This window comes from Spirillospora sp. CA-108201 (genome assembly GCF_050936235.1).
GTDB lineage: Bacteria > Actinomycetota > Actinomycetes > Streptosporangiales > Streptosporangiaceae > Spirillospora.
On sequence record NZ_JBNJNE010000001.1, the window covers coordinates 2524334 to 2549961 of the forward strand.

Below are 25628 nucleotides of genomic sequence, written 5' to 3' on the forward strand. Positions count from 1 at the left end.
GAGGCTACTGACCGGTCTATCTAACTACTAGACCAGTCTGTAGATTCACTAGGCCGCTTCTTATTGCATAAGCTTCGCAATAGCTGGTAGCTCGCAATAAGGGGACCGAGTGGACAGTGCGACGCGCCTGGACGGGCGGGCGGCCCGGGAAACCGGGGAGGAGATCGCTGGTCTGTACCGGGCGTGCGACGCCGATCCTCCCTGGTCGGAACCCCCGGTCAGCTCGCCTGCCACCGCGATAGCAGGTGCCGATGCGGACGATCTTGCACGGGAACTGGTCCTGTTTGGCGAGCCGGTAGGCGTAGTGATTCGGGGAATTGCCGGCCGGTGCGAATCTCTGGCGGCGATTGCGCTCTGATGCCTGGAGGATGGCTGCTATGGAACCTGTCGCTGGATGTCTCGCGTGCGATCTTCTTGTCGGGGTCCGTCCTCTTCCCGGAGGTCGTCTGGCGGAGTCGTCGGGTTGGGTCGTCGAGCACTCGGTGGGCCCGCTCGGCCTGGGGACGTTGGTGGTCAAGCCGGTGCGGCACGTCGTCCATGTCGCCGAGTTGAACGTGGTCGAGAGTGCGGCGTTGGGCCCGTTGCTACAGCAGGTGGCCGCAGCGGTGACGAAGGTCCTCCGCCCTGAGCAGGTCTACGTATGCCTCTGGTCCCATGCGAATGCTGTGCCTGGTCACCTGCATTTCGTGGTCCAGCCCGCAGTGAAGGCTGACATGGCCCGGTTCGACGCGTTCGGCCCGGCACTGCAGATGGCGATGTTCCGTGAAGGGGCAGTGCCAGGCGAGACCGAGGTGGAAGCGTTGTGTGAGCAACTCCGAGCGGCCTTGCCCGTCTCGTCCTATGGATCGTGACGTGGGCCCGCGGCCCAGTAGCGCGTTCCTGTACCGGCGGTACGTGAGGCCTCGCGTCCATACCAGGAAGGCGGCTCGGCGATTGCCGTTGGTTTTCGATGCATATGGCCTGGCAGGCCGTTGTGCATGATCTCGCGATGGCAGGCCCACTGTTTTGGCGTTCGCGATAGGGGCGGCCGATGAATCGGGAGATACGGACGACGTCGCCGGTGTGGGGGGCGTGCATCATGCGGCCGCGGCCGCAGTAGATGCCGACGTGGTGGATCGTGGCGGGGTTGCGGAGGTTGGTGGCGGATGTGGGTTCCGGCGTTGTACTGGTCGGCGGCGACCCGGGGTAAACGAATGCCGGCTTGGGCCAAGGCGTATTGGGTGAGGCCGGAGCGGTCGAAGCCTTTGGTGCCGGCTCCATGGGCGGTGCCGTAGCTGGGGCCGGAGGGGCCTCTGCCGCCCCAGGAGTAGGGGGTGCCGAGCCAGCGCAGGGGCTGCGTGGACGGCGGTGGCGCCGCGTCCGGTGGCGGTGGGGGCGGCGAAGTGAGCGGCTCGGCCAAGGACTTTACGGACGTACCAGTCGGCGTGACTGTACTGCCAAATGGCCGGTGGGATGGCGCGTTCGGCTTCGGCGGTGGGCGCGCCGGCCAGTTCTGAGTCGGTTCCTGCGGCCGAGTTGTGGCCGGCGAGCAGGATGACTTCACCTGATTACCGTTACCGGGTCCTTTTACGTGGTCTGCCGCTACCACCGCACACTTCGCCATCTCGATCACCTCGGGCCTCCACGGGCCCGCCACGTGACCTCACCAACACATTCCGTGCCGGGAAGGGCAGACGACCGCCCCCATGACCGCAACTGACAGTTCGTGGCATCCAGGTTGGACTCTCGACGAAGATCTTTTCGCCGTTGCAGGTGTTCGCCGCCGATGCGCGGCAGAAGACGGCTACACCGGAACCCCGGCCGTCGACGTGCCCCTGACACGGCTGATGGACACCACTCTGATCAACAAGAACCGTTACGAGGCTTGCAGGACTGCCCGAGCCCTCGTCCCACCGGCGAGGAATGCGACGAGTACCCCTTCGCTGCAACCCACCAGGGTGCGGCTTTGCATGGCAAGGGAGACTTCAACTGGGAGCTGGTCAAAGACACCGACAACAGCACCGAAGGCGGATACCGCTCATGATGGTTCGACAACTTCCGGATCATTGAGTCGGACCCCTTCTGGGTAGACATCGTCGCATAATCTGAGCATCAGTCGGGCAGGGGTTTCTGCGTTACGCACGGACCCCTGCCCACCCCGCGGAAGAAGGGACTGCGTCATGGCCGTCGGCTCCAGGCATCCGATTTCGATGACCGTCGCCCAGTGGGGAGCCGTGGACGGTTCGACCGACAATGAAATCGACGGCGCGGTCGTGACTGGGAACCCCACTGGCATCGTGGCACTGGCCACCAGCATCCGCGAAGACGCCTGGGACCAGATACTCCATAGCAAGGGCCGCCAGGACTGGCCGCCGCAAGACCAGGAGATCGTCGTTGTGTTGACGCTCACCCAGTGGGCGTTGGCCCACGCGATCGTCGATCGCTGGGCGCAGGTCGCCGAAGAAGTCGGAGACACCGAAAACGCGGACACCACACGGCGAGTACGTGACCGCATCCAAGACGCCATGGCCCAGATGCCTGAGTGGATGCAGACCCGGGACAGCTTCCTCGATACCGATGCCGTTCACGACTTTGGTGACCCCGGACCCGACCCGTCTGCCATGCCGGCGATCGACACCCAAGAGATCATGCTCGATCCGCGAGGACGGGTACCGTCAACAGCGACCGACGCCGCCACATCCAAGGAGCAGGGCCACTCCTAAGCTTGTTCTTTAAGCTGCCTGGCCGCCCGGTGGCGATCTGCGGTGTTTGGCGGACATGGGACGGCCTCCACGTGATCATGTGTCAACGACCAAGAAGACATGTGATCGACCGTGGAGGCCGTGGGTTGAGTCTGCTGGATGAGCGCGCTGGTGTCGATGAGCGCAGCGTGTTGTCCCGGTTCCGGGCGGGTTTCTTCGGGTGCTTGACCGCGCGGGCGGACGTGTTGTTCGAGCTGACGGACGCGGTGCTGTGCGCGGACGGGCCGGTGAAGACGCTGGTGGATCTGACCTTGGTGCCCGAGCACCGGCGCGGGCACGGTGCCCTGCACGACGGGCTCAACTCTGGCCGGATCGACGTGGCGCGGCTGCGTTGGGCGCTGGCGGCGTTGCCGCCGCCTCGGGCGGCGGGCGGGCGGATCGTGCTGGCCGTCGACGTCAGCCCGTGGTTGCGGCCGGACGCGGCGACCTCGCCCGACCGGCTGTTCTGCCACGTCTACGGGCGAGCCAAGAGCCAGTCCCAGTTCATCCCGGGCTGGCCGTACTCGTTCGTCGCGGCGCTGGAGACGGGCCGCACCTCGTGGACGGCGGTGCTGGACGCGGTGCGGCTCGGCCCCGCCGACGACGCCACCGCGGTCACCGCCGCCCAGCTGCGCCAGGTGGTGGAACGCCTGCTCGCAGCCGGGCGGTGGCGTGACGGCGACCCTGACATCCTGATCGTCTGCGACGCCGGCCACGACGTCACCCGGCCGGCGTTCGCCCTGCGTGATCTGCCCGTCGAACTGGTCGGCAGGATCCGTTGCGACCGGGGGCTGCGGCTGCCCGCACCGCCCCGCGACCCGCACTTCATCGGACGGCCGCCACGGCACGGCGGCGAGTTCGCCCTGGCCAACCCGGCGACCTGGCCGCAGCCGCAGCACACCACCACGACCCGGACGGCGCGGTACGGCACCGCGACGGCGATGTCGTGGGACCGGCTGCGTCCACGCCTCACCCACCGCGCCGCCTGGCTCGACCACGAAGGCAGGCTGCCCATCATCGAGGGCACCCTGATCCGGCTGGAGGTCGAGCGCATCCCCGGCACCGGTGACCCCAAACCGGTCTGGCTGTGGTCCTCGGCCACCGGCGCGACCGCCGACCATGCCGACCGGCTCTGGCACGCCTTCCTGCGGCGCTTCGACCTCGAACACACCTTCCGGCTGTTCGAACAGACGCTGGGCTGGACCCGTCCCAAGCTCCGCACCCCCCAGGCCGCCGACCGCTGGACCTGGATCGTCATCGCCGCCCACACCCGACTCCGGCTCGCCCGACGGCTCGCCGACGACCTACGACGACCCTGGGAGAAACCGGCCGAGCCCGGCCGGCTCACCCCCGCCCGTGTCCGCCGCGGGTTTCGGAACATCCGCCCGACCCTCGCCTGCCCGGCCAGCGCACCGAAACCCACCACACCCGGCCCCGGACGACCGCCGGGCTCCACCAACCGCCAGCCCGCCACCATCCACGACGTCGGCAAAACGATCAGACGCGAGACAACCCTCACCGCTCGCTTCGGCCAGGCAGCTTAAAGAACAAGCTAAGCGCGTGTTCGAGAGGTCGATCCGGGTCGGTTCAGGCCAGTCCGGTGGGTGTAAGGGACGAGCAACTCATCGGCCACGATGCCCTTCAGCAGCTTCATAGCCGTCGTCAGCACCGCGGCGTCAATCCGCGTGGTGTCGATCCGGCCGACGCCCCGGACATCGACACGGCCGCCGATACATCCCGGTCCGGGCCGATGACCGGTGCGGCGATCCCGACGATGCCGTTCAGCGCCTCCTACCGGTCGGACGCCGCTGGCATGCGCCGGCTACCGTCCCTCCAAGTGCTGTGGCAAGCGCGGCCTCTCGTCACCGCGGAACGTCTCCAGGTACAGGACGTCGAATCCGTTCGGCAAGGCCAACCCGACGTTCTACCCGGTCACCTCGTGCAACGTCTTTCCACCGCGTGCACAGGAGTCCTGATTCCCATTGAACGGGAATCGTTCGAAGTGCCTCGGGTGTCGTGGTCGCGCCCGACCGGGCCCGCGGGCGACGACAGTGCCCCTGCCCGGCAATCAGGCGACCTGCCATGAACTCGGACATTGAAGCCATCAACACCCGATCCTGGGCGCCGCTCCGCGGCCACTGGTGCGGCGGCAGTTCGCGGCCGCGGTGACGGTCAGCCAGTGTGGCAAACGACACAGACTCAGGGGCAGAGTTCCTGAAATGCTGCCATGCGACCTGTTGGCGCGGTTCATGCTCGGCAATGGACGCCCCCGAAATGATCAGTCGGAGCCCTTCTATGAGCGCCTGAGCAGCGAGGAGTCATTGTCGTGGCGGAACGCAAGCCGGCGGTTCCGTGGCAGCGCGGGCGACTCGTCTTCGGCGGGCTGCTTTCGGTCGCGCTTGGAACCATGACCGTGGTGGCCGGGTTGGGGGGCATCACCGGGCGGCTCGCTCTGCTCGTCACCCTCGCCGGCGTCATCCTCACCCTGGTCATCGATGCGTTCTTCCGTCGCGAGGAGAGCATCCACCACGACGAGAACCAGCTCGCCGAGATCTCCGCCGCACTGGCCATCACCAAATCGCTGGCCGACGCCCCCTCCGAGTGTCAGGCGTTCGTCCGCGAGATCGCGGAGCAGTGGATCCAGATCGACGACCGCAACAGCGCGATCCTGCTGAAACTGCGCGAGGCACGGCAGCGAGCGTTCACCGAGGACATGCGCGACCTCGCCAACGGCGGGTCGTTGCTCGGGCGCCGCCAGGAGTTCCGTCCCGGAATCCTGCTCGAACTGACGAAGATGACCGCCCTCAGCGCGACCGGCAACGATTACTGGTGGACCGGCCGCGATACCACCTATCTCGCGGCAGAACGGTCCGCGGTCACGGATGGCGGCCTGACGCTGCACCGTATCCTGGTCCTGTCGAATTCCGAGATCGACGACGCCTTGCTCGAGGTCCTGCGGGAACAACTGGACGCGGGAATCGTGCTGGACGTGGTCATCCGGGAGGAGGTGTCGCCGCTGGACCAGAGATGCCTGACCGGTGACCGGGCCCTGGTCACTGACAAGGGCGGCATCGTCGGTGTGGTCATCCCGGGAAATGACGCGGATGACGCCGTGGTCGACGCGGGCCATTTCACCATCAACGAGGACAGGATCGAGAACACCCGGGACGTCCTGCAGACCCTCGCCCCCTATCGGACTCCCGCAGCCGACCTCCTGAAAAGACACTCGGAGCTTGACCACGAGTGACGCCGCCGCCGGAGGGGGCCGGCAGACTCCATCGACGCGCGCTGACGAGCACCTGGACTCGCTCCCTCGGGTCGGAGACCCCGCACCTGATCTTGCTCTCATTGAAGACATCTGGACCGATGGAGCCCTGGGGAGCCGATCAGAGAGCCACCGTGGTGGTCGGACTCCTCCGGCCCCGCCGCGACACCCCCAGACGTCAGATCCCCCACACCAGCCCGGCGATTACCGGGTCCGGGCACTTTCGGCCCGCTCGGGGCGGCCTCAATACCGACGAGCTCATCTCACGGGGGGGGCGGCGCTGCTCGGTTGCCGCGCAAAGGCCGGCTGTCCGGAGCCTGCTCGCCAGGGCGATGCGATCCGCAGTGCACCCGCGTCGGCGTTGGCCCCTGCGGCGGACCGGCCAGCCTTGTGGGGCGGTGTTTTGGCAGGCGCGAATGCGATGCCGGCGCTCCTGCGATCGATCGGGTTCCTGGCTAGAGAGCTTCAATAGCTGGGGTTACTGATTTGCAGGTGGGTGTGGGCGAGGAGGCTGTTGAGCAGTGCGGGCCGGTGCTGGATGCGTTTCAGGCGGGTCTTGATCAGCTGCATGAGCTGGTCGATGGTGTGCTTGGTGAGGTTGGCCAGGGACCGTTTCAGGTGTGACCACACGCCCTCGACGGGGTTGAGTTCAGGAGCATGGGGCGGCAGGTGGAAGACGGTGAGCCAGTCCCGGGCGGCCAGGTAGCGGCGCATCCGGGCCGAGCGGTGGGTGTTGAGGTTGTCCCACACGACGACGATCGGCCCGCCGAGTTGCTGGTGAGCGGCATCCAGTAATCGGATGTAGTCGCCCTCGTCGAATCCCTTCCTCTCGTGTTTTCGGCCGCGGTAGGCGTGTGCGCGGTAGATCAGCCGGGGATGCTCGCCGGGCTTGATCGCCACGAGCGCGGCCAGCGAGATCCGGTGGGTGCCGCGGGCGGTGACGCGCACCACCGGTGTGCGTCCGCGTCGTCCCCAGGTGGTGCCTTTGGGCGGCCTCAGCCCCTGGCCGGCTTCGTCTTCGAAGCAGATCCAGGCGCCCAGGTCCGCCGCGGTGCTTCCACCGTCGGCCACACCTCCGCCCGCCACCGGTCAACCCGCTGCTCGTCGCGCTCGGCCGCACGGCGGGTCGGCGTCTGCACGCTCCACCCGATCCGGTGCAGCAGCACGTCCACTCCGGCCGGTGTGTAGGAGACCGAGAACAGATCCCAGATCACCTCGGCGATCCGCGCGAGTGTCCACCGCTGGTCTTCGGTCCAGCCGTGCGCGGCCGGGCCGAGATCCAACGCCTCCTCCAGGAGATTCACCTGGTCATCGGTCAGTTTGCATTTCGCGCCGCCGGCTCCCTTGGACGCCAGCGCCGCCGTACCGCCGCTCTGCCAGGCCCGCCGCCACCGGTTCACCGACATCCGCGACACACGGAACCGCCGCCCGATCTGCGCATCTGACAGCCCCACCTCGAACAGCCGGGCCGCCTCCAGCCGCAGCGCCTCCCGCCGCGCCCGCTCCACAGCGGTCAACCCGCCGCCCTCGCCATACCGCATCCACCAAGGGAAACCCGCCCACACCCGACAGGCCAGTCACCACCAAGACACAGTCGGTAACCCTAACTATTGAAGCTCTCTAGTTCGCGGCTCTTGCCTGCCGAGTTTCGCCGAAGGTTCGTCGGTAGGTGCCGGGTGTGCTGCCGAGGTGTGGCCGGAAGTGGCGGCGCAGGTTGACCGCCGAGGCATCCGGCCGGGTGCGACGTCGCGCGGCATCGGCCGAACGCGCATCAGCGCGTCGGCCTGGCAGAGGGGACGGCATCCGGCAACCCGGAGGAGCCAGTCCTATCCGAGACCGGCCTACCTTTCTCGTCGGAAAGCGGACTCCACACCCTGGTTCAGCAGCGTTCTGTTGATCTGCAACTCACCGACATCGGGAACCAGACACTCCTGCTCTACGGCGTGGAGGTGGCGTGCCCTGCGGCAGTGCTGCTCCTCCTGATCGTGCTCGCGGCTCTCGGCGGACATGCGGTCGCGCGCGGCATGGTGCTCCCGGACCGGGTGCGCGCCGCCCGGCGGATCGCGCTGGCCATGGCGCTGGCCGGACTCGCGCTGACCGGCAGGGCGCTGGTCGGAGTCCTGTCGACGAAGGTCGCCGCGGACGAGACACCCGGCGTGACGCCGCTCTGCTTACGTGGAGCGCGGCGGACGGTACGTGGCGTTCGCGGTGGTCGCGATGGGCCTGAGCGACCACCGCGACCGAAACGCTGCACACCGATTTCGGAAAATCGGTCACCTACCGCCACCGCTACCAGAACCTGCGACTTCTTCCAGCCTCGGGCGGGCGCCTTTTCCTCGTCCCGTTGACCTGGAAACCCGACGCTCGCACAGCCCGGATCTCAACATTCGTTGTCGCGTATGACGGCAACATTCGCCTACAGCTCATCCCGCAGAAGACCAACTGACCAGGCGACCTGAAGGAGAAACCCGGAGACGGTCGACTTCGAGCCGGTGAACGCTCTCATCCTCGGTCGGTGGCCTGGAGTTCGCCGTTTTGTAGGACGTGGATGGCCTTGGCGAGCTGGCCGGTCTTGTGCGGGCAGCTGCGCAGCTAGTGCAGGACGCGTCAGGTCTTGAGCTGGGTGTTGGCCCGCTCGCCGGGGCCGCGCAGCTTGGCAGGAGCACGGTCGGCGTCCTTCTCGGTTCCGGCTTGCCCTTCCCCTTGTACGGAGTGATCAACGGTTCGCCCGCGCCGTGATGGCCCTTGTCGGCCAGCACGATCAACCCCGTCTTGTCCGACTCGCGCAGGATTCCCCGGACCCGTGCGGCCGTCAGGTCGCCGGTCGCGCCGGGCAGGCTCCCCACACCCACACGGTGTCGCCTGTCGGGGTGGCGTGCGACCAGTGGCTTCACCGCTTCTTCCACGTACCGCCAGGCGGTGGTCGCGTGGAGACCTCGAACCCGGCGGCCAGGCCGGCGTAGGTGTTGCCTTCGCGCAGGTAGGCCAGCGCGAGCAGGGCTTGCCGGCCGGGGGCGAGCAGCCGCCGGACCGAGCCGATCACTCCGGCCAGGTGGTTCAGAGTCGAACGCGACACAAGGGCGGCGCGGCGCGGCAGAAGAGCATGCGGTGGAACTGGCAGGCGATGCGGATCTTGGTCGATCGCTTCGCCGCCAGGGGCTTCGCCGTGTTCAAGGACCTCGGCACCCGCCACCGAGGGTGAAAAGGCTTCCATGGAGGTGGGCTGGAGCCGCACCGGAACAGATCGACCAGCTGGTCGCTGACTTGATGACACAGCCGCCAACGGAACGTCGTGCACACCACGGCACCAGCGGATATAAGGGCCGTGCAGAGGTGCGGTGGTGAACGGGACGCATGGCCGCCCCGGCATGGCGGTGAGGACGGGTCGCCAGTCTAATTGACTCCGCGAAAGAAAGCCGAATGTTGACATGGCCGGAATTGACACCTTCTGGCCCCTGCCCTGAGCGCGCCCGATGCGAGACACTTCCTTGTGCACGGAAAGCGAATCCCCCGACGTGGGACGACGTTTGGAGAACCGATGCCGCATATCGCCCTGGGGAACGACGCGTCCGGAATCATCTCGCTGTTCGCCTACCGGCCCGAGACCGCCCGCCCGATGAGCGAGCTGGCCGAGGTGCTGCTGCGCGGTCCGAGTTCGCTGAGCCGCGGCGAGCGGGAACTGATCGCTTCCTACGTCTCCGCCCTCAACGACTGCGAGTTCTGCACCACCTCGCACGCGGCGTTCGCCGCCGCCCAGCTCCCCGAGGGCATCGCGCTGGTCGACCAGGTACGGGCCGATCTCGAGAGCGCGCCGGTCCCGGCGAAGCTGAAGGCCCTGCTGCGGGTGGCCGGCGCGGTCCAGCGGAGTGGGCGCGACGTGCGGCCCGAGGACGTGGCCGCCGCCCGCGCCGAGGGCGCGACCGACGTCGAGGTGCACGACACGGTCCTGATCGCCGCCGCGTTCTGCATGTTCAACCGGTACGTGGACGGTCTCGGCACGACCCTGCCCGACGACCCCGCGGAATACGCGGCGTCCGCCGACGCGATCGTCACCGGCGGATACCTGGCCATACTCGGCCGCCCCGAGGCGCGCGCCGAGACGTGAGGTCGGCCATTGCGCCGGCTCCCGATCAGGTCGAGTCGCCGTCGGCGGCTCGGCCGTATGACCTGCGGCATGCGGCGGTGTCGCCGTGGCTGAACGGTCGGTGGCAGCTGAGGCGGATGCTGACCTCAGTGCCTCGGGTGCCCGCATGGGGTCGTGCAGTGAGCCGTCTTCAGCGTTCGTGATGGGCCGGCCGGCCCATCACAGCGGGGAGGGGACGGGGCGGATGGTGAGAGTGTTGACGTCCACACCCGTCGGCTGATTGATCGCCCACACGATGGCGTCGGCGAGCTGGACGATCCGCCCGCGCGTCTCCTTCAGAGCGGGCAGGGCGTCCCTGATCAGCAGGGCGGGGCCGAGCACGTTCGTCAGCACCATGTCCCGCCACACAGCGGGGTCCCCGTCGGCGACATCGTCCAAGGAGGCGAAGCCCGCATCAGCCACGACAGCGTTCAACCGTCCGAACTCCCGGACCGTGGACTCCACGGCCGTCCGGACGTCTTCGTAGTCGCTCGCATCGCCGGTGAAAGTGCGCAGGCCCGCCGGCGAGCCCATCTCCTTGGCGAAGCGGCGCAGACGATCCTCGCCCCGCCCGGTGACGGCGACCCGGTACCCCTTCCCCAGCAACTGCCGAGCGGTGGCCGCTCCGATACCACTTCCGCCTCCGGTGATGAGGGCGGCAGGAGAGTCGGACACGCGCAGCCTCCCAGAGCACATGGGCAAATCGGTATCACCGACAACGCACACGCTACGCGCGGGCGACTCGCAGGGCGAGTCGGCACAGCCCGGCGCAGTCAACGGGTCTTCACAAGCGGTTGCTGACCGACACGGACCTGGCGGCGGCTGTCGCGCTGCTGCAGGTCGGCGGGTCTGCGTGGGGTGTGCTGCTCCGGGAGCATCGGCGCTGACTGCGGCCTCTTCGCCGTGTTCATGAGGGTGGAGGGGGCCGGGAACGAGCAGAGGCGGCGGTGGCGGGAGTGCCGCGTGGTGGGGTCGCATCGGGTTCGTCGTGTTGGGGAGGGTAGGCCCAGAGGACGGGATCCGTTCGGCGTGACGAGAGGAGGCTGTGATGGGGGTCGTTTCGCCCGGGTTCCATGGGCGGCGGCGCGAGTCCGCGGTTCAGTTGCCGCCCGGGCAGTACCTGACCGAGGACTTTCCCGTTCTCTCGGCCGGTCCGACCCAGCGGATCCCGATGGAGGAGTGGGAGCTCACCGTGACCACGGAGACCGGGCGGCAGCACCGGTGGACGTGGCGGGAGCTGCTGAAGATGCCGTCCGAGACGCCGAGGGTGGACATCCACTGCGTCACCAAGTGGTCCAAGCTCGGCACGGACTGGCAGGGAGTTTCGCTGGACGTCCTGCTGGCCGACGTGGACACCGCGGCCGATTTCGCGCTCGTGTCCTCCTACGGCGGGTACACCACCAACCTGCCGCTTGAGGATCTGCTCGACGGCCAGGCGTGGATCGCCTACCGCTACGGCGGTGAGGAGCTGGAGCCGGAGCACGGGGGCCCGGTGCGGCTCCTGGTACCGCACCTGTACTTCTGGAAGTCGGCGAAATGGTTGCGGGGCATCGACCTGCTGCCCGAGAACGAGCCGGGCTTCTGGGAGACCGCCGGCTATCACGACTACGGGGACCCATGGCGCGAGCAGCGGTACCAGGGCGACTAGCGTGGCGAGTGGCGCGGCTGGCCGAGACGCGCCAGGAGACGGGGACCGCCCGCACGCTCGTGTTCGATGTGCCGGACTGGCCGGGGCATCTGGCCGGCCAGCATGTCGACGTGCGGCTGACCGCGGCGGACGGCTATACCGCGCAGCGCAGCTACTCGCTGTCCGCGCCCGATCGGGTCGAGCTCACCGTGCAGCGGATCCCGGACGGTGAGGTCTCCCCGTATCTCACCGACGTGCTCGGCGTCGGCGATCCGGTCGAGCTCCGGGGCCCGGTGGGCGGCTGGTTCGTGTGGCGGCCCGGTGCGGGACGGGACGTCCTGCTGATCGCGGGCGGTTCGGGCATCGCGCCGCTGATGGCCATGATCCGTGCCCGCCGCCCGGCCGGGAGGGGAACGCGGTTCCGGCTGGTGTACTCCACGCGCACGCCCGGGGACGTGTTCTATGCCGGCGAGCTGCGGCGTCCCGAGCCCGGTCTGGAGGTCACGCACGTCTACACCCGGGTGGCCCCCGACGGCTGGCCCCGCCCGCCCGGCCGGCTGCTGGCGGCCGATCTCGGGGACGGCCCGCCCGACCGCGACTGCTTCGTCTGCGGGCCGACGGGGTTCGTGGAGTCGGCGGCCGACCTGCTGCTCGCCCGCGGTCACGACCCGCGGCGGATCAAGACCGAACGGTTCGGTTGAACGGAGGCTGAGCGAGATGAACGTGCCCCGCCGGGAGGACGCCCCGGGCCCGCGTCCCATGGATCATGTGGACGGCAACGTCCTGGCCGGCCCGCTGAGCGAGCTGTTCGCCGTGGACGTCACGGCCGCCACCGGCCGCTGCGTCAACTGCGGGCTCACCGGCCCGATCGCAGAGCTGCGGGTGTACGACCGGGCGCCCGGCCTGGTCGCCCGCTGCCCCGGGTGCGGCCACGTCCTCCTGCGCTATGTCCGGACGCCGGACTCGGCCTGGATCGACCTGACCGGGACGGTCTCCCTGCGCGTCCGGCTACCGGACGGGGAGGAGCGCGGGTGAGCCTCCAGCGATGACGGAACGCCGAGGGGGGCCGCCCTCCGGATCGTCCGCCGACCGGACCGCGTGGGCGCGCAACCTGCGGACCCCGCTGCGGGCGTTCCTGCGCACCGAGACGGGCGGCGCCGTGGTCCTTCTGGCCGCGACGCTCGCCGCGCTGGTCTGGGCGAACGCGGACGCGTCCTCCTACGAGCGGGTGTGGGAGACGCAGGTGTCCGTCCGGTTCGGCGACGCCGGCCTCTCGCAGGATCTGCGGGACTGGGTCAACAACGGCCTGATGACGGTGTTCTTCTTCGTCGTCGGTCTCGAAGCCCGCCGCGAGTTCGACATGGGAGAGCTCCGCGACCGGCAGCGGTTCGCGCTGCCGCTGGCCGCCGGGGTCGGCGGGATGGCCGTGCCGGTGGCCGTCTACCTCGCCTTCAACGCGGGCGGTCCGACCGCCCACGGCTGGGGCATCGCGATGTCGACCGACACCGCGTTCGCGCTGGGCGTGCTCGCGCTGGTCGGACGGTCCTTCCCCCCGCGGCTGCGCACGTACCTGCTGACGGCCACCGTCGTGGACGACGTCATCGCGCTCGCGGTGATCGCGATCGTCTACAGCGGCGACGTCGCGCTTCCTCCCCTGCTGCTGGCGGTCGGCATCCTCGCCGTGACCGTGCTGGTGCGCGCCCTCGGGGTGCGGCAGATCCCGTTGTACGTCGTGCTGGGCGTCGCCGCGTGGGCGGCGGTCCAGGCCGCCGGGGTGGAGCCGGTGGTCGTCGGCCTGGTCATGGGACTGCTGACGTTCGCCCACCCCGCGGCGCGCGACGACCTGGAACGCGCCACCGAGGTCTTCAGGTTGTTCCGGGAGCAGCCCACGCCGGAGTTCGCCCGGTCCGCGCGGACCGGGGTGGCGGCGGCGATCTCCCCGAACGAGCGGCTCCAGCTGCTGATCCACCCGTGGACGAGCTACGCGGTCGTGCCGCTGTTCGCGCTGGCCAACGCGGGCGTCACGATCACCGCCGGGTTCCTCGGCCGCGCCTTCACCTCGACGGTGACGCTCGGCATCGTGATCGGCTACGTGGCCGGGAAGCCGACCGGGATCCTCGGGGCCTCATGGCTGGTGACCCGGGTGAGCCGGGGCCGGCTGCGTCCGCCGGTCGGCTGGGCCGCGGTCGGCGGCGGCGGCGCGATCGCCGGCATCGGCTTCACCGTGGCCCTGCTGATCGCGACGCTCTCCTTCACCGGTGCGCGGCTGGAGGAGGCCAAGATCGGCGTACTGTCCGCCGCACTGTGCGCCACGGTCGTGACCTGGGTCGTCGTCCGCGCGACCGCCCTGCTGCCGCCGCGCAGGCGGCTGCGCGCGCTGCTCGGGACGGCGGAGAGCATCGTCGACCTGGCCGCACCGGTGGAGCCCGCCCGCGACCATGTCCGCGGTCCCGCGAACGCGCCGGTCACCGTGGTGGAGTACGGCGATTTCGAATGCCCGTACTGCGGGCGGGCGGAGCCGGTCGTCCGGGAGCTGCTCGCCGACCACGGGGACGTCCGGTACGTGTGGCGCCACCTGCCGCTCAACGACATCCACCCCCGGGCGCAGCTCGCCGCCGAGGCCGCCGAGGCGGCCGCCGCGCAGGGCCGGTTCTGGGAGATGCACGACCTGCTGCTCGAACGCCAGGACGCGCTGAGACCCCGGGACCTGCTCCGCCACGCCGGCGACATCGGCCTCGACGTCGACCGTTTCCGTGCCGACCTCCGCCGGCACACCGGTGCCGGGCGGATCGCCGAGGACGTCGACTCGGCCGATCTGAGCGGCGTCTCCGGGACCCCGACCTTCTTCGTCAACGGACGGCGCCACGTCGGCGCCTACGACATCGCCACCCTCACCGCGGCCGTCCGGGGCGCCCGCAAACGCGCAGCGGTCGGCTCCTGACACGGGCGTGTCCAGGTGCCTTCGGCCATGCGGACCACCGCCGGCCTCTCCGTGGAGAACTGATCCTCAACCGCCAGACCGAAGGGTGCGCCGTGATCGTCGTGTACGGAGGACGCCGTCCGTCGGACGCCGAAGGCGAGTTCCCCCCCGCCTCCCTGCCCGTCATCGAGAGACGTCTCGACGACATGCTCACCATGCTGCGTCCCCGTCTGGCCATCGGGTCGGCCGCCGCCGGCACCGATCTGCTCGCCGCCTCCGCGGCTCTGAAGGCCGGGGCCGCCGTGGAGCTTCTCGTGACCTCGGACGCGGAGGAGTTCGTCGCCGCGTCGATCGCCGACAAGGGGGCCGAGTGGACGAACCGCTACCGGGCCCTCGCCGCCGCGCCGCTCGCCGAAGTGATCGAACTCCCCGGCGTCGCCAGTGACGACGAGGGGTTCAGTGAGGTGGTGCATCGAATCCTCTCCCGTGCGGAGGAAGCCCGCCACGACGGCGAGGGCCTCACCGTCGTGATCGTCAGTGCCGGCCGCCGACCCGGCACCGACCACAGCGAGGACATGGCCGACGCCGCCTTCCGCCGGGGCCACCGCGTCGCCCGTGTCAGCCCGTCGACCTAGGTTCGGCTCGGTCGGCGCCTCCGACCAGTTCCCTTCAGTCGAAACCGGCGGAGCGGCTGGCACGCCACATGGTGTGCTCCCGGCTGATCGCCTCCTCGGCGTCGGCCACCTCGGCGGCCCAGGCCGCCTCGTCCCGGACATCGCTCAGCCGGGAGTAGGCGATGGCCAGTTCGTTCGCCGCGAAGGCGTAGGCGCGTTCGAGAGAGCCGGGCTGCTTGACCGCGAGCCAGGCGGCGGCGCCTACGGCGGCGGCGAAAACGCCGGCGAGGTCCAGGGAGAACACGCCGAACGCGCGCAGCACGGCGGCGAGGATCCCCAGGGCCTCGGCGGCGATCAGAACGACACGCCAGAGAAAGGCCCGGCGTCTGTTGTACTCCGACTTGCTCGCGTACCACTCCTGCTGGTCTTTGATGCGACCGGCGAGGTAGGCCCTTCTGCGTTCTTTCAAGGACCGGGTGCGCATGGCCTGGAGTTCTTCGCTGACGGCCGGGTCGGTAGTGGCCTCTATGCTCGTGTTCGGCGCGTCCTGGAGGAGTTCGGCGAGTTGGTCGCGGTAGTACTCGTGCACTTCCCGCTCGGCACGGCCGGTGCCGATTCCGAAGGGAGAGGCTCCGACCGCGTAGCGCCATGCCAAGGTCTTCGCGGACTCGGCGACCGCACGTCCGTCGTACCACTGCGCTTCGGGACGCCGGGACAACAGGTAGAGCTCCACGCAGGCGATGGCGGCGAAGGCGAGCGCTCCGACGACCGCCATGAGGTCCACCGGGCCGCCGCCGATCCGCAGGCTGCACGCCGCGGCGGCCGCGGCGACGACGGCGAGGGCGGGGGCGAGAATCTCGGTCTTCGGACGTGCACAAGAACGCAGCACCGTACGTCAATTCGGCCGGTGCCGACTCTCCGGGCCGAAGACCGTGTCGGCCACCCCGGCGGGCTGGGGGATCGCCGGCTCCGGCCGGAGTCGGGCGAGCATTCAGATGTTCCTGCCATCCGGATGTTGACAGTATCCTGATGCTCCAGGGAGTGCCGGGGAGGTTCGATGGTGCGGTTGACTCGGGTGCAGCAGCAGGCTCGGACGCGGGCCGCCGTGCTCGCGGCGGCCGTGGAGGAGTTCGCCGAGCACGGGTTCGCCGGCGCCAAGGTCGATCGCATCGCCGACCGCGCCGAGCTGACCCGCGGGGCCGTGTATTCGAACTTCGCGAGCAAGCAGGCCCTCTACCTGGCGGTCCTGCTCGACCGCGTACAGCGCTCGGCGGCGGACGGGGAGGACCCGGTCGGGGAGCTCGACCTGACGGACGCGGCAGAGGCCTTCGCCCGTGTCCGGCTCGAACGGCTGCCGCTGGCAGGCGAAACGACCGGCTCCGGCAGGCCTGCGACATGGTCGCTGACCGGGGTGTTCGATGACGCAGCGGGCCGCAGCGCCATGGCCGAGCTCGCGAGGTTGGAGGGTCTGCTGCTGGCTCTCGCCCTGGAGTCGTGCCGGACGAACGCGGGCCGGCGGGTGCGGTTGGCCGAGCTGATACTCACCCTGTTGCACGGGGCGGGCCATCTCGCCGAGACGGCGCCCGGCTTCAGCGACCCGTTCGACGTGGCCCGCGCCTGCCGGCATCTCGCCGAACTCGACGCGGACGATGCCTGGAACCCGCCCCACCTGCCGTACATCGCCGCGCCGCGCCTGTGCCTCGACTCCTGGACGCCGCCCGGGGAGTCGACGGACGCGATCACCGGCCGTCCGGTGGGTTTCGACGATGACGGGGTCATCGTGGTCCTCGGAACGGGACGCCTCTCCGCGGCCGAGGAGGCGGTTCGCGCGGTCAGGGCTGGAGAACCCGTCACCGTGGCGCTGGTGACGGACGACCCCGCCGAGATCGGCGCGCTCGTCCGGCTGAGGATCACCGGCCTCGCCGTGTGCCTGCGGCGGGCGTTCGGGTCGGCGCTCCGTCTGCCCATGCGGCTCGTTCTCGACGAACGGGCCGCGCTCGCGACCGCCGTCGGCGCCGGTACGGCCGAGAACACCGAGGTCGGCGTGCGCGTCCGGGGCGGGAAGATCATCGCTCGGGCCCAGGGCCGGGGCGCCGGGCACGCGGCGGCGACCGCCCCTGCTCTGGCCGAGCCGGCCGAAACGGACGGACGATGACGGACTCCCCCGACTCGGTGCTGCACGTGCTCCGCTGCATCGGACATGCCGAACTGCCCCGCGTGGCCGACGCGGCCGGCCTCACCGAAGCGGAGGTCGAGTCGTGCCTGATCGACCTCGCCGTGGCCGGCTGGGTGACGCGGTCACCTGGAGAGTGGGGCGCATGGTGTCTCACCGAGGCAGGCCGTGCCGAGGACGCCCGAGGGGTCGCCCGCGAGCTCGACTCCACCGGTGCCCGGGGTGCGCTGCTCGCGGTGTACGAGAGGTTCATGGTGCTGAATCCGGAGTTGCTCGAACTCTGCTCGGCATGGCAGCTGCGGGCCGTGGACGGCGTGGCGGCACCGAACGACCACTCCGACCCGGCTTATGACGCCCGGGTCCTGGACCGGTTCGCCGATCTGGACAGGCGCGCCGAGGTCGTCGGCGCGGACCTGTCCGCGCTGCTCCCCCGGTTCGGGCGTTACCGGGTCCGGCTCACCGCTGCGCTCGACCGGGCCCGGTCCGGCGAGCTGGAGCATCTGGCCGACAGCACCACCTCGTATCACGCCGTGTGGTTCCAGCTCCACGAGGACCTGCTCGCCACACTCGGCAGGCCGCGGTGGTGAATCACGCTCCGATGAACTGGATCCATCCCATCGCCGCCCACATCGGAGAGTCCGCGGACGTTCTCGGTGGCAAGGGGCACGGTCTCGTCGTGTTGCGGCGTCTCGGCCTGCCCGTGCCCGCGGGTTTCGTCATCGACGTCAGCGCCTCCCGTGCCTTCCTCCGCGACGGGTGTTTCCCGGAGGGCCTGGACACCGAACTGGCCGCCGCTGTCCACGACTTGGAGGCCGTCACCGGAAGGCGCTTCGGCGGGGGCGAACGGCCCCTGTCGGTCTCGGTCCGGTCCGGTGCCGCCGTGTCGATGCCCGGAATGATGAGCACCGTGCTCAACCTCGGTCTCACCGGCGCTGCGACCGCCGCGCTCGCCGCCGAGACAGGGGCCCCTGCCTTCGCGCAGGAGACGCGCCGACGGTTCCTCAGGAGCTTCGCCGCCGCCTCCGGCGCGGCCGTGGACGAGACGGGTCGGGACGAAGCGCGGTTCAGCGGCGCGACCGTCCCCGACGACGCGATGGGGCAGTTGCGGGCGGCGGTGGCGTCCGTCTTCTCGTCCTGGGGCAGTCCGCGCGCCACCACGTACCGCGAACTGCACGGCATTCCGCACGACCTCGGCACGGCCGTGATCGTCCAAGCCATGGTGTTCGGCAACCGCGACGAGCGCAGCGGCTCGGGTGTCGCCTTCAGCCGCGACCCGAACACCGGCGCCAAGGCCCCGTTCGGTGACGTCCTGTTCGGCAGCCAGGGAGAAGACGTCGTCTCCGGGCATTCCAGCCCCCGGCCGTTGTCCGACCTCGCCGACAGAGAGCCCGCGGTGTGGGAACGACTCCTGGCAGCCCTGCACCGCGTTGAACAGCAGTACCGCGACGTCTGCCACGTCGAGTTCACCTTCGAGTCCGGTGATCTGTGGTGCCTGCAAGTGAGGCCCGGCGGCCTCACGGGCCGCGCGGCCGTTCGCGCGGCGGTCGACCTCGTCGACGAACGGCTCATCGACCGGCGAACGGCCCTGCGGCGGATCTCACCGCGGCATCTGGGCAGCGTCCGCACACCGCGGATGCGTACCGGGGACGGGCTCGACCTTCTCACCCGCGGCCGTGGCGCGTGTCCCGGCGTCGCGGCCGGCCGCGTCGCGGTCACCGCCGACCGGGCGGCCCGCATGGCCGCCGAAGGGCCGGTGATCCTCGTACGCCCCGTCACCTCACCGCTCGACATGCACGGCCTGGCCGCCGCCGCCGGGGTGGTCACCGGCCGCGGCGGGCCCGCGAGCCACGCGGCCGTCGTCGCGCGGGCCATGGGCAAGGCCGCGGTCGTGGACGCGGCCGGCCTCACCGTCGATGCCGCGGCGGAGTGCGTGCGGGTCGGCGAACGCGTCATCCCCGAGGGGACGCTCATCACCATCGACGGCACGGGCGGGGAGATCGTGATCGGTGATCGGGGCGTCGCCGCCGCGATCACCGACGACCATCTGCATCGCCTGCTCGACTGGGCCGACGAGATCTCCGGAGACCGATCGCGCCGCCCGGACGAGGAACGGCTCAGCGCGGCGCATGCCCGTCTATGAGACGGCGCCGCCTGGCGCGCCGGCGACGCTCAGGCGGCCACGAACTCCCGTCAGGTGGCTGGGGCGAGAGTCAAGGCGAGTCTGGCCGCTTCCCCAACACGACGCTGACGTATCCGAACCGGCGGGAGGCGACCGTCGAGCAGCATCGCGCGATCGTGCGCGCCATCGAGGCGCGAGACCAGGATCAGGCGGGCGACCTCTGCGCCCAGCACTTCAGCGATGCCCGCGACATCCGGCTGGCCCAGTCGGAGGACGAGGACCGAGGCCGGGCCCGCGCCGCGTCCGCGCATCCGGCCTGCAAGGCCAGGGCCCGCTCAGGACGGTGACGGCGAGTCGGTCGACCAGATTCTGCGCAGAGGCCGCATTCCTTCCTCGACGAACTCCGCGATCGGGCGGGTGCCTCCGTCGTCGAACCAGGATTCGAGCGCGGCGAAATAGCCGAACGCCAGCGCGTTCGCCGCGACGCGCGCCTGGGCCGGGCTCAGGTCGCGGCCGGTGGCCAGCAGCGGTGCGATCCGCTGTGCCGCGCGGTCCAGTACCGCGCAGGCGGCCATCCGGACGGACGGCTCGGTGAAGAAGTAACGCACCCTGCGCCAGGGACCCCCTCCTCGAAGGCCGTCGGATCCGGGCGTCTCGTACCGCAGGACCGCCTGGAGGAGGCTGCCGACAGGGTCGGCGGGGTCCAGGATGCCCGCGACCGCCTCCGCGCTCATGGCGTCGAACTCGTCGGCGACGAGCAGGCCCTCCTTGGTGCCGAAATAGCGGTACACCGACGACGGCGACACCTCGGCCGCCGCGGCGATCTCCTCGATGGTGACGGCGTCGAACCCCCGCTCGTCGAAGAGGTCGAGAGCCCGTTCCTGGATGGTGTGCATGGCGCTGCGCCGCCACTGTTCGCGAAGCCCTCCCATGCGGCGAGCATAGCAAGTGACTGTCTGAATGACTTTGACTATCAGCCGGCTGTGGCTAGAGTGACCGTCAAACAGAAAGTCACTGTCTCTTATGGCGCGCTCCGAGCCGGATCGCGCGCGAGGCGGGGCTTCGGTAGGACGGGGAGGCCTGAGATGACGGCGCACGCGACCACGGCGCACACGAGACCGCGGCATCGAGCACTGCTACCGGCGTTGTGGGCCGGGCTCGCCCTGACGATCGCCGCCACCGCCTACCCGCTGGGCGACCGCGCCACGAGCCACGTCCTGGCCGATCACGTCCGCGCGTCCTACCCCGCCTACGACGCCGGAGAGATCGACGCCGCCGTCACCGCCTACCTGGCGATCCTGTCCACGGTCGGCGTGCTGGGCGTCCTCGGCTGGCTCGGCACGATGTGGGCGCTCCGGGGGCGCGGGAGCTGGGTGCGCTGGGCCGCGGCCGGCGCCTGGCTGGCGGCCGCCTGCTTCGCGCTCGCCGCACTGACGGTGAAGGACACCTCGGGCGACGTCGGCCTCGCCCCGCCGCTGGCCTGGTCGCAGGTCCTCCCCTGCGCTCCGGGCCTCGTGGCCGTCTGGCTGCTGTGGAGGCCGCGCCGGTGACGGGCGGCGCGGCCTCCAGCGGATCGAGGTGTCAGACGAGGCGTCTGATCTCGCCGTAGGCGCGGTAGAAACCGCCCCGTCCGGAGGTGCGGACGCCTTCCACCGCGTAGCGGGCGCCGGGTTGGCGGATCTCCTTGGGGAACTGCACGTTCCACCCTCGCTCGTAGCCCTCGCTGATGACGCGCACGCGGTGCCGGGAGCCGTCCTGGTAGCACTCCACGATGACGGCGTCACCGGGATGGGAGGTGGTTTCGAGCACCGTCACCGGCTCGGCGGTCGGCAGCGAGGCGGCCACCTTCACATCGACGGGCTTGGGGATCGACCCCTGGTGGGCCGCATGGATGGCCGTCTCGGAGGCGTCGATGCAGACCAGTGATCCGTCGGTGGTGACGATGTAGACCCGCTCGTCCAAGAACTGCATCGAGTAGGCCGAGCCATGCCCCGTGCCGAGTTTCCACAGACGGGTGCCGTCCTCGCCGAAACAGTAGATGGAGGAATGGTTGTCGCCGGCGAACACGTAGCGTCCGTCGGGCGAGGCCGCACAGGAGAACACGGCGGCGTCGCAGCGGTACATCGCTTCGACCTCACCGTTGCCCTTGGCCAGCCGGTAGACGTCGTTGTTGCTGGTCGCGGCGTACACCGATCGGTTCTCCTGCCAGCCGAACAGCACGCCGCCGCCGACCGGCGTCTGCCAGACCGGCCTGCCGTCGGCGGCCGAGTAGCAGGCCACGCCGCGCGAATGGCCGTGAAAGACGGTGTTGCCTCCGGCGTCGCATCGCACCATCCAGGCGGAGTCGCCGTCGACGTCGCGCGACCATTGGTACTCGTCCTCGTGGTCGACGGTGGTGACGCGGCCGTTGCGGTCGGAGACCCCGAGAATGGCGTCGTCGATGTCCAGCCAGTAGATGTCGACGTCGGCGGAGATCTCGTAGGCCACGTGCGGGACCTTGCCGCTCAGGTCGTAGACACGGCCGTCGTCGCAGCCGGCGTAGATCCAGAAGTCGTCGGCGACGATGCACTTCACCCCGTCCGGCAGCCGGTAATGGCCGGTCACGGTGCCGTCGGTGGTGACGGTGTACACGTCGCCGTTCTGGTTGCCGACCCAGCATCGGTCCTCGTCGACGAAGATGCCGAACGCGGCGGCGCCGGTGGCCAGCCGCCAGAGCACCGGCGCCTGGCGCGCGGTCGACCTGCTGCTGACCATGGAGCGCCTGCTGACCGGGCGGGCCTGCCGGACGCCCCGCACCGCCGGCGCGTAGCCCTTCCTGGTCTTCTCCGCGATCTTCTTGGCGGCCGCCGTCCGCGCCTTGTCCTCGGTCGCGAAATCGGACACCTTCGTCTGGCCGGAGGCGCCGATCCTTCCGTAGGTAATGGTGACTCGCGTACCGGAACGGACCACCTCGTAGAACTTGTGAGCGGTCGCGTTGTCTTCGGACAACTCAAGGTACGTGCGGTGCTCCGCCATTCCAGCCTCTCGATCACCTGATGTTGCGAACCCATTGGATCGGACGTCGCCGACAGTACAGATCAGGTACGACAGTTCCTCCGAGGAGGACATCCGCGCCGTCCCGGGTATTGACCCGGCACGGGTATTTCCAGGCGCGGTGGGACCGGCCGAGGTTCGAACAGGAGCCCATACCCGGCCACGTTTCAGAGCCGGTCACGGGAATGCACTGCACGGGCGTCTCCGGAACTGGCGAGCATTCTTACGTCCGGCTCGGCCTCAGCACACGGTCAGGCGCGGTGTTCGGGGGGACGATCGCGCAGTGTGCGCGCCGGAACGCTCCTCGCGGCGCTTACCGGCTCTGCGCTTTCCATCGCTCGTGCATGCTCGCCATCTCCGATGCGGCGAAGCGGGAGAAGTGGCCACCAGCAGGCGCACCCGCCGCGCCGGCACCGACCGCCGCGCCGGAGACGGCCCCAGCGACACGGCGGTCATGCCCGTCGCCCGGTGTCGGGAGGACAGGCACCGACCGCCTGATCGCCCGCGATGCCGTACGTGGGGCACAGCACGACGGCGCGGTCTGTGGCCGAGAGGAGATGCTCGGCCGAGCGCAGCAGGTCCAGCAGCTCCGGCGCGGCGATGGAGTAGAAGGACTGGCGGCCCTCGGCGCGGTAGTCCACCGGTTTGCAGCCGCGCAGGCAGGCCAGATGCTTGGACACCGTCGACTGCGCCAGACCCAGTTCGCGCGTCAGGTCCACCACGCGGGCCTCGCCCAGGGCCAGCCGCTGCACGATCGACAGCCGCACCGGATCGGCCAGCGAGTGGAACAGCGCGGCGGCGGGCGCCAACCCTTCCAGTGAAGTCATTCCACATTCGGAATCAATCGACATGTTGGAATGATAACTGGGCAAGGTGATCGGTCAAGGGCCGCCCCGGCGCAGGAGGCCGGCACCGACGGCGCCGCGGAGCCGCGGGCGGCCACCGGAGGGTGGCCGCCCGCGGCCCGACCGAGTGCTCCCGGAGAGCCGGGTGCGGTCAGACGACGCCGGCTTCGGCCAGCCAGCGCCACAGTTCGTCCTGCTGGACGACCGTGACTCCGAGCTTCTCGGCCTTGCCGGTCTTGGCGGCGCCGACGTTGTCTCCGGTGAGCAGGTAGTCGGTGTTGCTCGAAACGGACGAGGCGGTCGTGGCCGCCGCCTGCTCGACCAGGCGGGTGACGTCCGGTCGGCTGATCTTCGCGCCGGAGCGGGGGTCGGTGAACGCGCCGGTGATGACGACCGACGTGCCCTTGAGCGGCGAGTCGCCCGCGACCGCCGTGTCGACCGGCCGGTCCTCGGCCTGCACGTCGAGGTCCACGCCGCGCTCGCGGAGCGCGGCGATCTCCTCCCGGACCTCCGCGCGGGCGAAGAAGGCGACGATGCTCTCGGCGGCCTTCGGGCCGATGTCGCGGATCGCCACCAGGTCATCGGCGGTCGCCGCCGCGACGTCCTCGATGCGCTCGTATCCGGCCAGGCACAGCCGCTTGGCCGTGCCCTCGGAGGCCATGGGGATCGCCAGCCCGATCAGCGCGCGCCGCAGCCCGACGTTCTTGGAGGAGGCGATCGAGTCGACCATGTTCCGGGCGCTGACCTCGCCCATCCGCTCGTAGCCGAGGAGCTGCTCGGTGGTCAGGTCGTAGAAGTCGCTGCGGCGTCTGAGCACGCCGTCCTCGGCGAGCTTCTCGATCCAGACGTCGCCGACGCCCTCCATGTCGGCCGCCTGGCGCGAGGCCCAGTGCATCAGCCGGCGCGTGGCCTGCGCCGGGCACTGCAGGTTCACGCACCAGCGCTCCTCGCCCGTGCCGCGGACCTCCAGTTCGGAGTCGCACGACGGGCACCGCTCCGGCGGGACGATCTCGACCTCGCTCCCGTCGCGCCGCTCCGGCAGCGAGCGGCCCGCGAACGGGATCACGTCGCCGCGCCGCACGACCGCCACCGTGTCGCCGATCCGCAGATCGCGCTCGCGGATCAGCCGGGGGTTGTGCAGGGTGATGTTCTCCACCGTCACGCCGCCGACGAACACCGGTGCGACCTTCGCGCGCGGCGGAACGCGGCCGATCTTGCCGACCGGCCACTGGACGGCCAGCAGCGTCGTCAGCTTCTCCTCCGGCGGGTACTTGAACGCGATCGCCCCGCGGGGCTCGGCGCTGTTGAAGCCCGCCGCGTCGAACGCCGCCGGCTCGTGCAGCCGCACGACCGCGCCGTCGATGTCGTAGTCCAGATCGTCGCGGCGGCCGCCGATCTCCTCGATCGCGGCGATGACCTCCTCGACGCCGGTGCCCACGTACTGGGCGACCGACTCGAAACCGGCCGGGACCTCGATCGCGTCGCCGGCGCGGTCGGCGCCGAACGCGAAGAACCGCAGCACCCGCCTGGCCTCGACGGCCGCTTCGGGGTCCTTCAGCACCAGCGTTCCGGCGGCTCCCGAACGGGGGTTGGTCAGGATCCGCTCCGGGTGCGCCTCGTTGTAGGCCGCCCACACCGAGCGCAGCATCACCGCCTCGCCGCGGACCTCGACGCGCCCGGGCGCCTCGATCCCGGCCGGCAGCCCCGGGATCACGTGGCGGACCTTCTCGGTCACCAGCTCGCCGACCGCGCCGGTGCCCCGCGTGGCGACGTAGTCGAGCCTCCCGTCGGTGTAGACGACGCTGAGCGAGAGCCCGTCGAGCTTCTCGGACACGCGGAAGACCTGACCGCCGAACCGCTCGCAGAACGTGCGGATCTGCTCCTCGCTCGTCGCCTTCGCCAGCGAGAGCATCGGCCGCGCGTGGCGCACGGTCGGGCCGGTCAGCTCCGCCGGCGCGTTGACCTTGCCGAGCGGGCTGTCGGCCGGTTCGAGGTCCGGGTGCTCGGCGACCAGCGCCGCCAGCTCGTCCTTCAGGGCGTCGTAGTCGGCGTCCGGCAGCGGGCTGTCACCGGCGCCGTAGTACAGATCGTTCAGTCGCCTGACCTCGGCGGTCAGCTCGGCGATGCGCTCTCCAACGTCCACCCCTCGATTAAACGCGATGCCACCGACATCCACCCGCCCCGAAACC

At 70.1% G+C, this 25628-nt stretch carries 27 protein-coding genes and 1 pseudogene; 18 read left to right on the plus strand and 10 right to left on the minus strand.

Translation table 11 applies throughout. The annotated features are described in order from the left end of the window. Positions 1-109: 109 nt before the first annotated feature. Both ACQEU6_RS12335 and ACQEU6_RS12340 read left to right on the plus strand, forming a co-directional pair. Positions 110-358 carry a hypothetical protein gene (locus tag ACQEU6_RS12335; RefSeq protein ID WP_499331565.1) on the plus strand — a complete coding sequence of 83 codons (249 nt, stop codon included), beginning with the start codon at positions 110-112 and terminating at the stop codon, positions 356-358. Between the two features lie 19 nt (positions 359-377). Continuing rightward, positions 378-851 (plus strand): hypothetical protein, encoded by a 474-nt coding sequence (locus tag ACQEU6_RS12340; protein ID WP_499331567.1) that lies wholly within the window; start codon positions 378-380, stop codon positions 849-851. Here ACQEU6_RS12340 and ACQEU6_RS12345 read toward each other — a convergent pair. Beyond that, complete coding sequence (locus tag ACQEU6_RS12345; protein ID WP_499340161.1) at positions 839-1603, minus strand: C40 family peptidase; 765 nt, start codon at positions 1601-1603, stop codon at positions 839-841. The genes ACQEU6_RS12340 and ACQEU6_RS12345 overlap by 13 nt on opposite strands. A 162-nt stretch (positions 1604-1765) precedes the next feature. Between ACQEU6_RS12345 and ACQEU6_RS12350 the strand changes: the two genes are divergently transcribed. The 4 genes from ACQEU6_RS12350 (at position 1766) to ACQEU6_RS12365 (ending at position 5967) form a co-directional block, all read left to right on the plus strand. Further along, complete coding sequence (locus ACQEU6_RS12350; RefSeq protein ID WP_499331569.1) at positions 1766-2023, plus strand: NucA/NucB deoxyribonuclease domain-containing protein; 258 nt, start codon at positions 1766-1768, stop codon at positions 2021-2023. Between the two features lie 136 nt (positions 2024-2159). Next, positions 2160-2702 carry a hypothetical protein gene (locus ACQEU6_RS12355; RefSeq protein ID WP_499331571.1) on the plus strand — a complete coding sequence of 181 codons (543 nt, stop codon included), beginning with the start codon at positions 2160-2162 and terminating at the stop codon, positions 2700-2702. Positions 2703-2779: 77 nt separating this feature from the next. After that, positions 2780-4264: an NF041680 family putative transposase gene (locus tag ACQEU6_RS12360; protein ID WP_499331572.1), complete on the plus strand. Its 1485-nt coding sequence runs from the start codon at positions 2780-2782 to the stop codon at positions 4262-4264. A 782-nt stretch (positions 4265-5046) separates the two neighbouring features. After that, on the plus strand, positions 5047-5967 hold the full coding sequence (locus ACQEU6_RS12365) for a hypothetical protein (RefSeq protein ID WP_499331574.1): 921 nt from the start codon (positions 5047-5049) through the stop codon (positions 5965-5967). Between the two features lie 483 nt (positions 5968-6450). Here the strand turns inward: ACQEU6_RS12365 and ACQEU6_RS12370 are convergent, their stop codons facing one another. Then, the gene (locus ACQEU6_RS12370) at positions 6451-7071 is read right to left on the minus strand and encodes a transposase (protein ID WP_499331575.1); all 621 of its coding nucleotides are present in this window, start codon (positions 7069-7071) and stop codon (positions 6451-6453) included. Beyond that, a complete protein-coding gene (locus ACQEU6_RS12375) occupies positions 6981-7526 on the minus strand; it encodes a winged helix-turn-helix domain-containing protein (protein ID WP_499331577.1) in 546 nt (181 codons plus the stop codon). The genes ACQEU6_RS12370 and ACQEU6_RS12375 overlap by 91 nt, the downstream gene beginning before the upstream one ends. 426 nt (positions 7527-7952) lie before the next feature. On the opposite strand from ACQEU6_RS12375, the gene ACQEU6_RS12380 reads away from it, so the two are divergent. Beyond that, complete coding sequence (locus tag ACQEU6_RS12380; protein ID WP_499331578.1) at positions 7953-8333, plus strand: hypothetical protein; 381 nt, start codon at positions 7953-7955, stop codon at positions 8331-8333. A gap of 154 nt (positions 8334-8487) precedes the next feature. Here ACQEU6_RS12380 and ACQEU6_RS12385 read toward each other — a convergent pair. Beyond that, positions 8488-9090 (minus strand): annotated as a pseudogene (locus tag ACQEU6_RS12385) (transposase family protein). A gap of 433 nt (positions 9091-9523) precedes the next feature. Here ACQEU6_RS12385 and ACQEU6_RS12390 point away from each other — a divergent pair. Beyond that, positions 9524-10090 (plus strand): carboxymuconolactone decarboxylase family protein, encoded by a 567-nt coding sequence (locus ACQEU6_RS12390; RefSeq protein WP_499331580.1) that lies wholly within the window; start codon positions 9524-9526, stop codon positions 10088-10090. Between the two features lie 198 nt (positions 10091-10288). Here the strand turns inward: ACQEU6_RS12390 and ACQEU6_RS12395 are convergent, their stop codons facing one another. Next, complete coding sequence (locus ACQEU6_RS12395; RefSeq protein WP_499331582.1) at positions 10289-10783, minus strand: SDR family oxidoreductase; 495 nt, start codon at positions 10781-10783, stop codon at positions 10289-10291. 373 nt (positions 10784-11156) lie between these two features. Between ACQEU6_RS12395 and ACQEU6_RS12400 the strand changes: the two genes are divergently transcribed. The 5 genes from ACQEU6_RS12400 to ACQEU6_RS12420 all read left to right on the plus strand — a co-directional run bounded on the left by ACQEU6_RS12400 (position 11157) and on the right by ACQEU6_RS12420 (position 15290). Further along, positions 11157-11756, plus strand: coding sequence for a sulfite oxidase-like oxidoreductase (locus ACQEU6_RS12400; protein WP_499331583.1), 600 nt, complete (start codon positions 11157-11159; stop codon positions 11754-11756). 8 nt (positions 11757-11764) lie between these two features. After that, positions 11765-12436 (plus strand): ferredoxin reductase, encoded by a 672-nt coding sequence (locus ACQEU6_RS12405; protein WP_499331584.1) that lies wholly within the window; start codon positions 11765-11767, stop codon positions 12434-12436. Between the two features lie 16 nt (positions 12437-12452). After that, entirely contained in the window at positions 12453-12770 is a 318-nt protein-coding gene (locus ACQEU6_RS12410; protein ID WP_499331585.1) for a DUF6510 family protein, read from the plus strand. A 10-nt stretch (positions 12771-12780) separates the two neighbouring features. Further along, positions 12781-14676, plus strand: coding sequence for a Na+/H+ antiporter NhaA (gene nhaA / locus ACQEU6_RS12415; protein WP_499331587.1), 1896 nt, complete (start codon positions 12781-12783; stop codon positions 14674-14676). 92 nt (positions 14677-14768) lie between these two features. Then, positions 14769-15290, plus strand: coding sequence for a hypothetical protein (locus ACQEU6_RS12420; protein ID WP_499331589.1), 522 nt, complete (start codon positions 14769-14771; stop codon positions 15288-15290). Positions 15291-15324: 34 nt separating this feature from the next. On the opposite strand, the gene ACQEU6_RS12425 is transcribed toward ACQEU6_RS12420, so the two are convergent. Then, positions 15325-16158: a DUF4231 domain-containing protein gene (locus ACQEU6_RS12425; RefSeq protein WP_499331590.1), complete on the minus strand. Its 834-nt coding sequence runs from the start codon at positions 16156-16158 to the stop codon at positions 15325-15327. Positions 16159-16326: 168 nt separating this feature from the next. Between ACQEU6_RS12425 and ACQEU6_RS12430 the strand changes: the two genes are divergently transcribed. From ACQEU6_RS12430 to ACQEU6_RS12445, 4 genes are read left to right on the plus strand one after another with little or no spacing between them, the layout of a single operon-like run. Then, positions 16327-17424, plus strand: a complete 1098-nt coding sequence (locus tag ACQEU6_RS12430) for a TetR/AcrR family transcriptional regulator (protein ID WP_499331592.1) — start codon at positions 16327-16329, stop codon at positions 17422-17424. After that, complete coding sequence (locus tag ACQEU6_RS12435) at positions 17421-18029, plus strand: transcriptional regulator (RefSeq protein ID WP_499331594.1); 609 nt, start codon at positions 17421-17423, stop codon at positions 18027-18029. Before ACQEU6_RS12430 ends, ACQEU6_RS12435 begins: the two co-directional genes overlap by 4 nt. 11 nt (positions 18030-18040) lie before the next feature. Continuing rightward, positions 18041-19582, plus strand: coding sequence for a pyruvate, phosphate dikinase (locus tag ACQEU6_RS12440; protein WP_499331596.1), 1542 nt, complete (start codon positions 18041-18043; stop codon positions 19580-19582). After that, a complete protein-coding gene (locus ACQEU6_RS12445) occupies positions 19579-19908 on the plus strand; it encodes an FCD domain-containing protein (protein ID WP_499331597.1) in 330 nt (109 codons plus the stop codon). Before ACQEU6_RS12440 ends, ACQEU6_RS12445 begins: the two co-directional genes overlap by 4 nt. Here ACQEU6_RS12445 and ACQEU6_RS12450 read toward each other — a convergent pair. Beyond that, positions 19897-20493, minus strand: coding sequence for a TetR/AcrR family transcriptional regulator (locus ACQEU6_RS12450; RefSeq protein WP_499331599.1), 597 nt, complete (start codon positions 20491-20493; stop codon positions 19897-19899). The genes ACQEU6_RS12445 and ACQEU6_RS12450 overlap by 12 nt on opposite strands. Before the next feature lie 153 nt (positions 20494-20646). Between ACQEU6_RS12450 and ACQEU6_RS12455 the strand changes: the two genes are divergently transcribed. Then, the gene (locus ACQEU6_RS12455; RefSeq protein ID WP_499331600.1) at positions 20647-21111 is read left to right on the plus strand and encodes a hypothetical protein; all 465 of its coding nucleotides are present in this window, start codon (positions 20647-20649) and stop codon (positions 21109-21111) included. A gap of 31 nt (positions 21112-21142) precedes the next feature. Here ACQEU6_RS12455 and ACQEU6_RS12460 read toward each other — a convergent pair whose 3' ends face one another. The 3 genes from ACQEU6_RS12460 to ligA all read right to left on the minus strand — a co-directional run bounded on the left by ACQEU6_RS12460 (position 21143) and on the right by ligA (position 25582). After that, positions 21143-22576 (minus strand): WGR domain-containing protein, encoded by a 1434-nt coding sequence (locus ACQEU6_RS12460; RefSeq protein ID WP_499331601.1) that lies wholly within the window; start codon positions 22574-22576, stop codon positions 21143-21145. A gap of 470 nt (positions 22577-23046) precedes the next feature. Continuing rightward, the gene (locus ACQEU6_RS12465) at positions 23047-23445 is read right to left on the minus strand and encodes an ArsR/SmtB family transcription factor (RefSeq protein ID WP_499331603.1); all 399 of its coding nucleotides are present in this window, start codon (positions 23443-23445) and stop codon (positions 23047-23049) included. Positions 23446-23590: 145 nt separating this feature from the next. Then, complete coding sequence (gene ligA, locus ACQEU6_RS12470; protein WP_499331605.1) at positions 23591-25582, minus strand: NAD-dependent DNA ligase LigA; 1992 nt, start codon at positions 25580-25582, stop codon at positions 23591-23593. Positions 25583-25628 lie beyond the last annotated feature (46 nt).